The organism is Rhizobium sp. BR 362, from assembly GCF_036528765.1.
Lineage (GTDB): Bacteria > Pseudomonadota > Alphaproteobacteria > Rhizobiales > Rhizobiaceae > Rhizobium.
On sequence record NZ_JARWGH010000005.1, the window covers coordinates 298,288 to 311,715 of the forward strand.

15 protein-coding genes are annotated in these 13,428 nt (G+C 59.4%); 11 read left to right on the forward strand and 4 right to left on the reverse strand.

Translation table 11 applies throughout. The annotated features are described in order from the left end of the window. Positions 1-144: 144 nt before the first annotated feature. Entirely contained in the window at positions 145-351 is a 207-nt protein-coding gene (locus QDY28_RS10005; RefSeq protein WP_331381525.1) for a DUF1737 domain-containing protein, read from the reverse strand. A 27-nt stretch (positions 352-378) separates the two neighbouring features. Next, entirely contained in the window at positions 379-1,329 is a 951-nt protein-coding gene (locus QDY28_RS10010; protein WP_331381526.1) for an HpcH/HpaI aldolase/citrate lyase family protein, read from the reverse strand. A gap of 126 nt (positions 1,330-1,455) precedes the next feature. Here QDY28_RS10010 and QDY28_RS10015 point away from each other — a divergent pair, with 126 nt between their 5' ends. The 11 genes from QDY28_RS10015 to QDY28_RS10065 all read left to right on the forward strand — a co-directional run bounded on the left by QDY28_RS10015 (position 1,456) and on the right by QDY28_RS10065 (position 11,559). After that, the gene (locus tag QDY28_RS10015; protein ID WP_331381527.1) at positions 1,456-1,686 is read left to right on the forward strand and encodes a hypothetical protein; all 231 of its coding nucleotides are present in this window, start codon (positions 1,456-1,458) and stop codon (positions 1,684-1,686) included. 189 nt (positions 1,687-1,875) lie between these two features. Continuing rightward, positions 1,876-2,484: a 3-isopropylmalate dehydratase small subunit gene (leuD, locus tag QDY28_RS10020; RefSeq protein WP_331381528.1), complete on the forward strand. Its 609-nt coding sequence runs from the start codon at positions 1,876-1,878 to the stop codon at positions 2,482-2,484. Between the two features lie 188 nt (positions 2,485-2,672). Next, positions 2,673-3,491, forward strand: a complete 819-nt coding sequence (locus tag QDY28_RS10025; RefSeq protein WP_331381529.1) for a sugar phosphate isomerase/epimerase family protein — start codon at positions 2,673-2,675, stop codon at positions 3,489-3,491. Between the two features lie 433 nt (positions 3,492-3,924). Continuing rightward, positions 3,925-5,037: a 3-isopropylmalate dehydrogenase gene (gene leuB / locus QDY28_RS10030; protein WP_331381530.1), complete on the forward strand. Its 1,113-nt coding sequence runs from the start codon at positions 3,925-3,927 to the stop codon at positions 5,035-5,037. A gap of 103 nt (positions 5,038-5,140) precedes the next feature. Further along, positions 5,141-5,923, forward strand: a complete 783-nt coding sequence (locus tag QDY28_RS10035) for a phosphatase PAP2 family protein (RefSeq protein ID WP_331381531.1) — start codon at positions 5,141-5,143, stop codon at positions 5,921-5,923. A 96-nt stretch (positions 5,924-6,019) separates the two neighbouring features. Beyond that, positions 6,020-6,763, forward strand: coding sequence for a lipid A 1-phosphatase LpxE (lpxE, locus tag QDY28_RS10040; RefSeq protein WP_331381532.1), 744 nt, complete (start codon positions 6,020-6,022; stop codon positions 6,761-6,763). Between the two features lie 310 nt (positions 6,764-7,073). After that, complete coding sequence (locus QDY28_RS10045; protein WP_028753764.1) at positions 7,074-7,367, forward strand: winged helix-turn-helix domain-containing protein; 294 nt, start codon at positions 7,074-7,076, stop codon at positions 7,365-7,367. 158 nt (positions 7,368-7,525) lie between these two features. Then, positions 7,526-8,275 (forward strand): glucose 1-dehydrogenase, encoded by a 750-nt coding sequence (locus QDY28_RS10050; protein ID WP_331381533.1) that lies wholly within the window; start codon positions 7,526-7,528, stop codon positions 8,273-8,275. Between the two features lie 302 nt (positions 8,276-8,577). Continuing rightward, positions 8,578-9,087, forward strand: coding sequence for a Dps family protein (locus QDY28_RS10055; RefSeq protein ID WP_331381534.1), 510 nt, complete (start codon positions 8,578-8,580; stop codon positions 9,085-9,087). 329 nt (positions 9,088-9,416) lie between these two features. Then, positions 9,417-10,451, forward strand: coding sequence for an aspartate-semialdehyde dehydrogenase (locus QDY28_RS10060; RefSeq protein ID WP_283056482.1), 1,035 nt, complete (start codon positions 9,417-9,419; stop codon positions 10,449-10,451). A gap of 286 nt (positions 10,452-10,737) precedes the next feature. Further along, positions 10,738-11,559: a lytic murein transglycosylase gene (locus QDY28_RS10065; RefSeq protein WP_331381535.1), complete on the forward strand. Its 822-nt coding sequence runs from the start codon at positions 10,738-10,740 to the stop codon at positions 11,557-11,559. Positions 11,560-11,636: 77 nt separating this feature from the next. On the opposite strand, the gene QDY28_RS10070 is transcribed toward QDY28_RS10065, so the two are convergent. Together QDY28_RS10070 and pdxY are read right to left on the reverse strand one after the other, a co-directional pair. Then, entirely contained in the window at positions 11,637-12,278 is a 642-nt protein-coding gene (locus tag QDY28_RS10070) for a carbonic anhydrase (RefSeq protein WP_331381536.1), read from the reverse strand. 73 nt (positions 12,279-12,351) lie between these two features. Continuing rightward, positions 12,352-13,227: a pyridoxal kinase PdxY gene (gene pdxY, locus QDY28_RS10075; RefSeq protein ID WP_331381537.1), complete on the reverse strand. Its 876-nt coding sequence runs from the start codon at positions 13,225-13,227 to the stop codon at positions 12,352-12,354. Positions 13,228-13,428 lie beyond the last annotated feature (201 nt).

The window sequence follows — 13,428 nt, forward strand, 5'->3', positions numbered from 1 at the left end:
CTGCAGCGCCATTTACAGCCGATACCACGGGAGCGATGAGACCTGCAGCAATGCAGGCAGTCGACGCTCGATCAAGCGCATTGGCAATAGCTTGGTTCGTTCGTTATGGACGAGGGTCACGATAGAATTTACTTTCCTTCCAGATCACTGCTCTGAAAGCTTCATTTCCGGATCGTAATCCTTGCCTTCCACGTCCTTGACGACCGCCTGGCCGCACTGCATCAAGCCGGTCGCAGCATTGAAGGCATAAGTCGGAGAGCCCGAGAGTTCCCATCCCTTGTTGAGAGCCGCGGTCACCTTGTGACAAAAGGAAGAATCGTCCGGTCCGCTGAGGAAGCGATAAAGTTTCATCAAATCGCCTTTCGTAACATGCCGCCCTCATCCTGAGCTTGTCGAAGGACGAGGACGTTCTGAAATTAGGCGCGCTTTATGGACCAGTCTTTCCGCCTCGACAAGATGCAGCCGCTCGACCATGCGGCCGCCAAGGTTCACGACATTGAGTCCGCCCGCTGCCGGATCGGCAAATGCGGCGATGATGGCTTCCGCCTCGGCAAGAGCGGCCTCGTGCGGCCCGAAATGCCGGTTTGCGGCTTCGATCTGGTTCGGATGGATCAGCATCTTGCCGGCAAAGCCCATGGCGCGGCCCTCGGCGCATTCGGCGTCGAAGGCTTCCACATCCTTGAAATCGTTGAAAACGCTGTCGATGGCGTCGAGCCCGTAGGCGCTGACCGCCAAGATCACCTGCATGAGCCAGGGCACGACATAGGTCCGGCCCGGCTGCGGCAATACGCCGGTCTCCTTGCGCAGATCATTGAGACCGACGACCAAACAATCGAGCCGGCTTCCCAGTGTGCGGCCCGCCTCGGCGATGGCCGCGGCATTCAAGACGCCGCGCGGCGTCTCGATCATCGCCCAGATTCGCAGGCTCTCCGGCGCTTCCGCTTCGGCAAACCTGTCGCTAACAACAGTCACATCCTGCGGCTCATCGACCTTGGGCAGAAGAACGGCATCGGGTTCGAGCGCCAGCACCAGCTCCAGGTCTTCGGCGCCAAAGCCGGATGACAGCGTATTGATGCGGATGATGCGCTCTTTGCCCGCATCTTCTTTGCCAGTCTCTTCCTTGCCGGCCGGCGGCAGGCCGGCGAAAAAAGCCCGCAAATTCTCCCGCGCTTCCGCCTTTTTCTCCGGCGCCACGGAATCCTCGAGATCGAAGATGACCGCGTCGCAATCAAGATCGGCTATCTTCGCAAGCGCACGGCGGTTGATCGCAGGGACACTCAGCACCGAGCGGCGCAGGCGGACGGAACGGGGAGGGGCGGGACGGCTCATGACGCAGTTTTGCCGCGCTTTCCGCCGCCAAGCAAGACAACAACGGGCAAGACAACAAAAAGCCATGCTCCTCTTGCAGAGAGAAAGGGAGAGGACCACATTGCTGGGAGTAGAGAGGTCTCCACCATGCAGAATATCCGTTCCTTGTTCATCGCGCTTGCCGGCATTACCGTGTTTGCAGCCCTGGCGCTGTTTACCGTTTCACTCACGCTCGCTGTCGGCGGCATTCTCACCGTCATTATGGTGGGCCGCGCGATTTCGTTGCGGATGAAGCCTGCTCCGGTGCGCGCCAAGGCGAACGGTCAGCGCGAAATGCGCGTTTGGAACGACGGTCGCGGCACGATCATCGATCTCTAAGCCAGACCAAGGCAGGGCGGCGCCTCGCCGCTCTCCAATGCGCTCATCCATGCGCAATTCCTGAACGGCGGAACTGCGGCCGAAGCGCCCGGTTTCAGAGCAGTTCCAAGATTCCCCTTCATTTTCGCAGGGATTTGCTCTATTGGCAGGATAATTCGTGCATAGACGAAAATTGAAGGCAGGACCCCCATGGACAAGTTCGTGAAGTTGACCGGTGTCGCAGCACCCCTCCCGGTCGTCAATGTCGACACCGACATGATCATCCCGAAGGATTATCTGAAGACCATCAAGCGCACCGGTCTTGGCACGGGATTGTTCGCCGAAGCCCGCTACAATGAGGATGGCTCGCCGAATCCGGATTTCGTCCTGAACAAGCCGGCCTATCAGAATGCCAAGATCCTCGTCGCCGGCGACAATTTTGGCTGCGGTTCCTCGCGCGAACATGCCCCTTGGGCGCTGCTCGATTTCGGCATCCGCTGCGTCATTTCGACCAGCTTCGCCGACATTTTCTATAACAACTGCTTCAAGAACGGCATCCTGCCGATCAAGGTCAGCCAGGAAAATCTCGACAAGCTGATGGACGACGCCTCGCGCGGCTCTAACGCCATCCTGACGGTCGATCTGGAAAACCTTGAGATCACCGGCCCGGACGGCGGCTCGATCAAGTTCGATCTCGACGAATTCAAGCGCCATTGCCTGCTGAACGGCCTCGACGATATCGGCCTGACACTGGAAAAGGCCAAGGCGATCGACAGCTTCGAAAAGACGAACGCCGCATCCCGCCCCTGGGCTGCCTGATCGAATTCATCATCACATTTGCGTGTCGAAGCCGGGCTGAAAAGCCCGGCTTTTTCTTTTCATGCCATTGCGGGGAGATGACTGTGCCGGCTGTAATATGCCCGACAAAAAGGGGGATCATATAACCTCTGCGGAGCCTTTCAGGCCGCTCCCGCCCCTCCATTTTCTCCTCCCGATCGGAGCATTTCATGACTTCCCTTCCTATTGTCGGCGCCGCAATGACGCTTGCCGACGTCGAAACCCATCGTGAGTGGCTGCTTGAAAAGCCGCGCGATCTCGAACTGCAGAGCTTCGTCGAAGCCGAAATACTGAATGGCGACTGGGCACCGCTCGCAGAGCGCGCCCGCAAACTGCTCGACGGCCATCAGGGCCGCCTCGGCATCCATGGCCCGTTCTGGGGCTTCATCATCGCCTCGCAGGATCCGGATATCCGCGCCGTCGTCTCCAAGCGCCTCACGCAGGCACTCGACGTCTGCGCCAATATCGGCGCCACGCAAATGGTCATCCATAGCCCTTATACGTCGTGGTCCTACAACAACCTCGACAACAACAAGGGCGAGCGCGAGAAGATCATCGAATATACGCATCTGACGCTGAAGGATGCCGTCAGGCGCGCCGAGGACATCGGCCTGACCATGGTTATCGAGAATATCGAGGACAAAGATCCCCATATCCGCGTCGCCCTAGCTGACAGCTTCAATTCGCCCGCCGTCGCCGTTTCGATCGACACCGGCCATGCCCATTACGCTCACGGCTACACCGGCGCACCGCCGGTCGACTACTATGTCCACGCCGCCGGCAACCGCCTGCAGCATGTCCACCTGCAGGATGCCGATGGCTATGCCGACCGCCATTGGAGCCTTGGCGAAGGCAATATCCACTGGCGCGCCGTCTTCGCCGCCCTCGCCAAGCTCAGCAGCAACCCGCGCCTGATCATCGAGATCAAGGACAAGTCGAAGATCCCGGCCTCGGCCGCCTACCTCACTTCGCTCGGGCTGGCTGAATAAGCGGTTAATCACCGCCCTCGTGGTTCGAGACGGCCCTATGGGCCTCCTCACCATGAGGGCTCATCCTCTCGCCTGGAACTCACTTCGGCCTCAATATTGAGCTTGTCGAAGAATGAGCTTACCGAGGGATCGGGATGTGCCCCGTGATAGCGCGTACTCCCTCCGCCCTCATGGTGAGGTGCGAAGCCCAAAGGGCGCAGCCTCGAACCACGAGGGTCGGCCCCCTAAATCCTGGTTATTTTCGCGCAGGTACACGCCGGAGCGGCCTTTGGCTATGCGCAAAAGATCAGCCCTCATGGTGAGGAGGCCCGCAGGGCGGGTGGCTGCTTTCAAAAGCCCCAAAACCGTACCGCTTCACCGCCTTCCTCGCTTGAAAAGCCGCATTTGCAGGTCTAAGAACCCGCAACCTATTTCTTTTGCGGAGGCTTTTCCCATGACAGTGCGCAATCTCTTCCTCCTGCCGGGCGACGGCATCGGCCCTGAAGCCATGGGCGAAGTCCGCAAGATTATCGCTTATATGAACGAGGCGAAGAATGCCGGTTTCGTCACCGACGAGGGTCTTGTCGGCGGCAGCGCCTATGATGCGCATGGCGCCGCCATCTCCGAAGAGGATATGCAGAAGGCGCTGGCGGCCGATGCCGTGCTCTTCGGCGCCGTCGGCGGCCCGAAGTGGGATAGCGTGCCTTATGAAGTACGCCCGGAAGCCGGCTTGCTGCGCCTGCGCAAGGATCTCCAGCTTTTCGCCAATCTGCGTCCCGCCATCTGCTATCCGGCGCTGGCATCGGCCTCCTCGCTGAAGCCTGAGCTGGTCGACGGCCTCGATATCCTCATCATCCGCGAGCTCACCGGCGGCGTCTATTTCGGCGAGCCGAAGGAAATCATCGACCTCGGCAACGGCCAGAAGCGCGGCATCGACACCCAGGTCTACGACACCTACGAGGTCGAGCGCATTGCCGGCGTTGCCTTCGAACTGGCGCGCACCCGCAACAACCGCGTCTGCTCGATGGAAAAGCGCAACGTCATGAAGTCGGGCGTGCTCTGGAACCAGGTGGTCACCGCGACGCACAAGGAAAAATATGCCGACGTGCAGCTCGAGCATATGCTCGCCGATGCCGGCGGCATGCAGCTCGTGCGCCAACCGAAGCAATTCGACGTCATTGTCACCGACAACCTTTTTGGCGACATGCTCTCCGACGTTGCCGCCATGCTGACCGGCTCCCTCGGCATGCTGCCATCGGCTTCGCTCGGCGCACCCGACGCCAAGACCGGCAAGCGCAAGGCGCTTTACGAGCCGGTGCATGGCTCGGCGCCTGACATCGCCGGCAAGGGCATTGCCAATCCGATCGCCATGATCGCCTCCTTCGCCATGTGCCTGCGCTATTCCTTCGGCCTGGTTTCCGAAGCCGATGCGCTGGAAAAGGCGATCGCCAACGTGCTCGACAGCGGCATCCGCACCGGCGACATCATGTCTCCCGGCAGCCGCCAGGTCGGTACTGCCGAAATGGGCGATGCCATCATCGCCGAATTCAAGGCTCTGTCGGCATAATCGCTGCCTGATATTTCACGTGAAACATCAAGCCCTCGCTCTCAGCTTGCAGAGCGAGGGCTTTTTGTTGAACTCACCGCAACGGACTCCTATTTCCCGTTGCATGAGCACGGAATCGACATCGCCGCCAGTCATCAAAATCCAGAGGCAATCCCGACTTTGGCAGAGACTGGCGCGGCGCTATGACATCAGCCGCAGCCGCCATCGCCGCCTTCCCTGGCTCGGCTATACGCTGACCGCCGTCAATATCGTCATTCTCGCCTTTCTCGTCTTCGACACACCGCTTGGACAGGCTGCAAAAAACCTCTCGCCGCGACTGATCGAAGTCGCAAACGCCGTTACCGATATCGGCAGGCTGGCCTGGATCCTCGCGGCAATCGCCGTCGTGTTTGCCGTCGGCCTTTTCGTCGCGCGACGCTCGCCGATCCATGGGCGCTACCGGTCCGCTCTTCTCATCCGGATGGTCGCCTATGTCGGCCTCTCCGTGCTCACGACCAGCATCATCGTGAATCTTTTGAAATACGTGATCGGCCGCGCCCGGCCGCTTCTTTATGACCCATACGGTATCTTCGGCTTCGAGCCCTTTCACGGCGATTTTCTCTTTGAAGGCTTTCCCTCGGCGCATTCGGCCAATGTGGGTGCGCTCTTTACGGCGCTGGCACTGCTTTTCCCGCGATTCCGGCTGCTGTTCATTGGCATCGGCATCTGGCTTGGGGCTTCGCGCATCATCATCGGCGTCCATTATCCAAGCGATGTCGCTGCCGGCCTGGCGCTCGGCGCCTGGATCGCCTTTGCCGTTGCGGTCCTCTTTTCCCGGTTTGGCCTGGTCTTCTCGACAGGCCAAAACGCTTGGCCGCGGCCGCGGTTGAACCATGGGCTTCGCTGAACTGCGGACAGTCTTAAGTCCGTAAAAAAACTGTCGCAGGAGCCTGCTACGGGTGATCGCCGATTTGGTGGGAGTACCGGCGACAGGCGGGTGGATATGCAGGCGATCTTGACGTCTTTAGACAGGCGGTGGCGGCGAAACAAGAACGGTTTCGCACCGTCGCATTGGAAGATCTGCCTGTTCCTGACCGCCAATATCGTATTGCTTGCTGCCCTGCTGTTCGATTGGCCTGTCGGTGCGACCATCAAGAACATCGCGCCCCCTATTCATTTCTTCGGCAAGTTGCTCACCAATTTCGGCGAATCCGGCTGGATCATCCTGGTCAGCACCTTCCTGTTCTTCGAAGGCTGGGCCGGCAGCCGGCTGCTGCAGTCGCCACGCTGCCGCTGCCAGGCCCTGCGCATCTGTCAGATCGGCGGCTATCTGCTGACGACCATTGCGCTTTCGGGTATCGTCGCCAATCTCCTGAAGCGCGCCATCGGCCGTGCCCGCCCCATGCATTTCGAGGATTGGGGTCCTTTCGGTTTCTCGCCTTTCAACGGCCATGCCGCCTTCGAAAGCTTCCCCTCCGGCCATGCGACCACCATTGGCGCCTTCTTCGTCGCACTTGCCTTCCTCTTCCCGCGCTATCGTTACGTCTTCGTCGCCTGTGCCCTCTGGCTGGCGACCACGCGGGTGATGATCGGCGCACACTATCCGAGCGACGTCATCGCCGGCCTCGCGCTCGGCGGCTGGTTTTCCTTCATGACGGCGATCGTCTATTCCCGCTACGGCCTGCTTTTCCGCATCGGCGAGACCGGCTGGCCTGTGCCGAGATTGCCGCTGCTGAAGGGGAAGTGACCTCTTTGCCGCGGCCTTTGGGGCCACCCTCGTCCTTCGACAAGCTCAGGATGAGGGTGCATACCGCGCCAAGCCGCAGAGGATAAGTCCTTTACTCCGAGGAGCGGAGCCAGAAGAGGTTAGCCCTCATGGTGAGGCGGCGCATAGCGCCCTCGAACCACGAGGGCGGATGAGGGAAAAAATTCCCCTCATCAATATGGCCATGCAACACACCACCGCACCCTGAATGGTTGCCAAGCATCCGCTGCATTCATATATCTGAAGCGGTGAATTTGCGGGAAACCGATCCCGTTTGAGTGTGGCGAAAACGATGACCGATGCAGGACAGACGCGACTGAGCGAAAGGCAACTCGGGTTGATTTCCCGGGCGCTTGCCGAGCCGCGCCGTGTGCAGATTCTGAAGGAAATCGGCGGTCGCGCCGAGCCCATGCCTTGCAGCGTGCTGACGCAATGCCACGCCGTCAGCGCCGCGACGATATCCCACCACATCAAGGAACTCGAAAACGCCGGCCTCATCGAAATCGTGCGGGAAGGCAAGTTTGCAAACCTGCTGCTTCGGCGCGATGTCCTGAATGCCTATATGGCGGAACTTGCCAACATTTGAAATTCTTTTCTTTGCATACCCCCATCGCTGCTCTTGTATCAATTAGATGATTATCTAAATATCTAAGGGACGGGATGACGGTCAACAAAGAAGGCCTCGTCGTCGCCGATAATTCGATAGTTATAAAATTATCTAGCAACACCTCTACAGGAGATAACATGAGCAAGCTCGCAGGCAAGGTCGCTATCGTGACCGGAGCATCGAAGGGTATCGGCGCAGGCATCGCCAAGGCATTGGCCGAGGCGGGTGCGGCTGTCGTGGTCAATTATGCCTCGAGCCGCGAAGGCGCCGACAAGGTCGTGGCCGAGATCACCGCCAAGGGCGGCAAGGCGATCGCAGCGCACGGCGATGTCTCAAAAACCGCCGACGTGAAGCGGCTTTTTGCCGAAACCAAGGAGGTCTTCGGGGGCCTCGACATCCTCGTCAACAATGCCGGCGTCTATCAATTCCAGGCGCTGGGAGAGATCACCGAAGAGGAATTCCATCGGCAATTCAACATCAACGTTCTCGGCACGCTGCTGACGACACAGGAAGCGGTGAAACATTTCGGCCCCGAAGGCGGCAATGTCATCAACATCGCCTCGACCGCCGTCACCATGAACCTGCCGGCCACCGCAGTCTATACGGCGACCAAGGCCGCGGTCACCTCGATCACCCAAATCCTTGCCAAGGAACTCGGTCCGCGCAACATCCGCGTCAACACCATCTCGCCCGGCGGCGTCGAGACCGAAGGCGTCATTGCAGCGGGTCTCATCGGCAGCGATTTAGAAAAGCATATGGTCTCACAGACGCCGCTTGGCCGTCTCGGCCAGCCGACCGATATCGCGCCCATCGCTGTTTTCCTCGCTTCGAAGGATTCAGGCTGGCTGACGGGTGAAACCCTCTATGCCGGCGGTGGTCTGAAATAACCGCTTAGCCGCAGAGCCGCTTTCCTCCCAACGAGGGAAGCGGCATTGTCTCACGCCATAGCGGCCCCGATCCGCTCGGCAAGCCGGTCACAATTGCCAAACTGCCTCCGTCTTCATACTATCCTTGCTGTTCGGGTTTTTCGTAGATCCCGCAGCGCTTTTGCTGCAAGCGACATCTTGACCGCGAAAACTTTCAAGACAGATCCTATCTGCAATGCGATCCCTGGCGGGCGAACGCCGTGAATTCCCATGAAAGTCTCTGAGAGATCGCTGTTGCGACCAACGAAACGGAGCACGTCATCATGAATAACGCCAATACGAAATCGAAACTGGGCACCCGCACCAATCTCAGCGAAGAAGCGACACGCGATATTTCCGCAGCACTGAATTCGCTGCTGGCCGACGTCTTTTCCCTTTATCTCAAGACCAAAAATTTCCATTGGCATATGAGCGGGCCGCATTTTCGCGATTACCACCTGTTGTTGGACGAGCAGGGCGAGCAGATCTTCGCCATGACGGACCCGATGGCCGAACGCGCCCGAAAGATCGGCGGCACCACGCTGCGTTCGATCGGCCACATCGCCAAGCTGCAGCGCATCTCCGACAACGATGCCGAATATGTCGACGCTCAGGACATGCTCGCCGAACTGGCCGATGACAATCTCAGGCTTTCCGCCGAAATCCGCGCCGCCCACGATGTCTGCGATGAATATGGCGATGTCGCCACCGCCAGCCTGCTTGAAGTCTGGCTGGACGAGACGGAACGCCGAACCTGGTTCCTGTTCGAATCCACACGCAACAGCAATCGCTGAGGGTCTAAGTCGATTTCCGCGTTCCCGCCTCGATGAGAACGCGGAAATCCTTGACTCCTGTGGAAAACCCCTTAGAACCGGCGGCGGAAAAGGAAGACCTCCATGGTTCGCTTCGAACAGATCGATAGCTTCGGTCACCTGGCAGAATTTGCCGGGCAGGAGTTCCGTTTTCCGGTTTCTTCCAAAACCAAGGCCAAAACGACGACGAAAACCGTCTGACGTCTCTGGCCTGCCGCTCTCTCCCCGGCTCGGCCGGGGACAGGAACCGGTCGTTAACGACCGCGGTCCCCCCTCGCTGAAGAGGAGAGAAGAGAAAGAGAGCTTGAGAAATGGGTTTCAAAGTTGCAGTAGCGGGCGCGACCGGGAATGTCGGCCGCGAAATGCTCAATATCCTGTCCGAACGCGGTTTTCCGGCTGACGAGGTCGTAGCGCTGGCATCAGCCCGCTCGCAGGGCACCGAGGTTTCGTTCGGCGATCGGACGTTGAAGGTTTCGAACCTGGAGAACTACGATTTCTCCGACACCGATATCTGCCTGATGTCGGCCGGCGGCGATGTCTCCAAGAAGTTCTCGCCGAAGATCGGCGCCCAGGGCTGTGTGGTCATCGATAATTCTTCCGCCTGGCGCTACGATGCCGACGTGCCGTTGATCGTGCCGGAAGTGAACCCCGATGCCGTCACCCAGTTCACCAAGCGCAACATTATCGCCAACCCGAATTGCTCGACCGCGCAGCTCGTCGTGGCGCTGAAGCCCCTGCATGACTTCGCCAAGATCAAGCGCGTGGTCGTCTCCACCTACCAGTCCGTTTCCGGCGCCGGCAAGGACGGCATGGACGAACTGTTCAACCAGACCCGCGCCGTCTTCGTTGCCGATCCGATCGAATCGAAGAAGTTCACCAAGCGCATCGCCTTCAACGTCATTCCGCACATCGATGTCTTCATGGAAGACGGCTACACCAAGGAAGAATGGAAGGTGCTGGCCGAAACCAAGAAGATGCTCGATCCGAAGATCAAGGTCACCTGCACCGCCGTGCGCGTACCGGTCTTCATCGGCCATTCGGAATCGGTTAACATCGAGTTCGAAAATGAGATCACCGCCGACCAGGCTCGCGATATTCTGCGCGAAGCACCGGGCTGCCTTGTCATCGACAAGCGCGAAAACGGCGGCTACATCACGCCTTACGAGTCCGCCGGTGAGGACGCGACCTATATTTCGCGTATTCGCGAGGATGCGACGGTCGAAAACGGTCTCAACATCTGGGTCGTCTCCGACAATCTGCGCAAGGGCGCGGCGCTGAACGCCATCCAGATTGCGGAACTCCTGATCAACCGTGGCCTTGTCAAGCCGCGCAAGCAAGCGGCATAAACGGTTTATAAACCATTTACGGTTTTTCAACCTTTGCTGGCTAAGCAGGATTCAAAGAAAAGCCTCGTCATTTCGGATCGAAAGACGGGGCTTTTACAAGATGCGTTAGGTACATGTTTCACGTGAAGCGAAAATATTGATCGCGAAACCGTGATAATGACAGAATTGCCGGATACTGGCATGGTCCGGTCACAGTAAGACCGCGCATAGGCCTGGAAAATCGAAGGCATATGCGCCATCAAAAACCGTTACCGCGCCTTGCGCGGTAAGAATTCGGGGACTCTGAATGCGCATGACAAAGTCTGGAATGGCAGCTCTCGTGGCAGGCGGGTTGCTGTTGGTGACGCCGTTTGCGGCCAATGCGGCAGCTTGCGGCAACTCTTCGGCTGGTTTTGAGAATTGGGTGCAGGAATTCAAGCAGGAAGCGCAGGCCCAAGGCGTCAGCGCCTCTGTTCTCGACCGAGCCTTTGCCAATGTGCACTACAATCAACCGACCATCCGCGCTGATCGCGGCCAAAAGAGCTTCAAGCTCTCGTTCGAAGACTTCATGAGGAAGCGCGGCGGCCAGGCAATCATTACCCGCGGCAGAAGCATGAAGCAGGCCAATGCCGCGCTGTTCTCGAAGATCGAGAAGCGCTATGGCGTGCCAGCCGGCCCGATCATTGCCATTTGGGGAATGGAAACCGGTTTCGGCGGCTTCATGGGCGACCAGCATACGCTCTCCGCCGTGTCGACGCTCGCCTATGATTGCCGCCGCTCCGATTATTTCACCGATCAGCTCTATGCTGCCCTCAAGCTCGTCGGCGAAGGCTATCTGAGCCCCACCGCCCGTGGCGCAGCCCATGGCGAAATCGGCCAGACCCAATTCATGCCGAAGAACGTCGTCAATTTCGGTGTCGACGGCGATGGCGACGGCAAGGTCGATCTGGTCGGCTCCCGTGCCGACGCGCTGGCCTCGACGGCAAACTTCCTGAAGGGCCATGGCTGGCAGCCAGGTCTTGGCTATCAGCCCGGCGAGCCGAATTTCGCGGCGATCGGCGGCTGGAACGATGCAGCCGTCTACCAGCAGGCAATCGCCTATATCGGCAAGCAGATCGACGGCCAATAATCACGGCGACAAATCAACGAAAAAGGCGCTCGGCCAGATGGTCCGGAGCGCCTTTTTCGTTTGTCTCTATTGTACTCTCAGATTTCCGGCCGGATAAAATCGCGCGTCTCCGGGTCCATCAGCCACAGCTCGCCGGTCGAGATATCGAACCACGCACCGTGCAGGCTCAATTTCCCTTCCTCTTCCAGCGCCTTGATATCGGGAAAGCTGCGCAGATTGTCGAGCGAATTGCGGATGGAGATGCGCTCCAGCGCCGTCTGCCGCTCGGCCGGCGTCATGACGTCATTGCTCTGGATCTGCTCGGCGGCTGGCCTTACGAGGCTCATCCAGCGGCCGATGAAATTGCCCGGCGACAGCGGCTCGGCGTTGGGGTCCAACGCCGCCCGGATGCCACCACAGCGGCCATGCCCCATAACGACGATATCCGAGACCTTCAGGGACTGCACTGCGAATTCCAGAGCCGCCGACGTCGAGTGAAAATGGCCGTCCGGCTCGTGCGGCGGGACCATATTGGCGACGTTGCGGATGACGAAAAGCTCTCCAGGACCGGCATCGAAAATGGTCTCCGGGGCCGAACGGCTGTCGGAACAGGCAATCACCAGGGTTGAAGGCTTCTGCCCTTCCTCCGCCAGGCTGCGATAGCGCTCGCGCTCATCGACATAACGCCCGCTCATGAAGTTGCGATAGCCGTTCAGAAGGGAGGGAGGAAAGCTCAGCATGATATTGAATTACCGCGCACCGCGACCGATGGCAACTATTGCGCTGCAAAAACCTCTCGACATTGCCGATCCGCTATTTCTTCCGTCGCTGCGCTGGATGCAGCAGGCGTCGCATCTGCACCATTGCCATCGGCGTCGACAGGCTGGAAGCATCGGCGGCAAGCGTCAATTCGTCGCTGCCGCGCTTGACCGCCCGCGCCAGCACCTCGTAGACGCTGGCCGTGGTCAATTGCAAAGCTCGCTCTTCGTCCATCCCTGACAGCAGCCGCGACAGGAACACGGCCGAGAGCAGGTCGCCAAGTCCGTTCGGCGCATTGTCGATGCTGCGATGTTCGGCAAACAGCGCGTTGCGGCCGCTGAGATAGAGATTGCCGGTGCCGCCGGTCATCATCGGTACGGCCGACGTTACGAGCATGCGGGGCGGCCCCAGCGCCAAGGCAGCGTCCATGACGGCGTTATTGTCCTCCAGCGGCGCGCCGGCGAGCCAGGCAAGCTCGTGGCGGTTCGGCGTTGCCAGCGATGCGAGCGGGATGAGATGATCGCGGATCGCTTCGGCGGTTGCTTCGGGCACATAGAGCCCCCCGGAATCGCCGATGACGGGATCGCAGGCATAGAAGAGATCGGGGTTCTTTTCCCGCAGTGCCGTGACCAGCCGCGCGACGGAGCGTGCCTGTGCGGCATTGCCGAAATAACCCGACAGCACCGCCTTCACCTCCGCCAGCCAGGGCGCGGCGATGAGGTCGTCGATCGCATGGTCGAAATCCGCCTCGGCGAAGGTCAGCCGCGTCGATCGGCCATGGCCGGGGTGCCAGGGCAAAACGATGGTCGGCAGCGCCCAAACGGGGTGACCGAGGGTTTCCAGTGCGAAGACGGCGGCGCGATTCCCGACGGAGCCTCTGACGACATGGCTGGAGATGACGATAACGGCGCCCGCCGCAGTGTCCGACATGATGCTTGCTTCCAGTTCCGAACTTCCGGCCTCGATGGCGCGGTTGATGAGCCTTTTATCGTTACTCCGTCAATCACACTTCACAGAGTCATGAAAACCTTTGTTGACTACGCAATATCCCAATTCTGCGGCGATTTTCACGCGGTTTGCAGGGGGATCACGCAAAGCAGCAAGATTCTTCAAAATTTGAGACCAAATCGG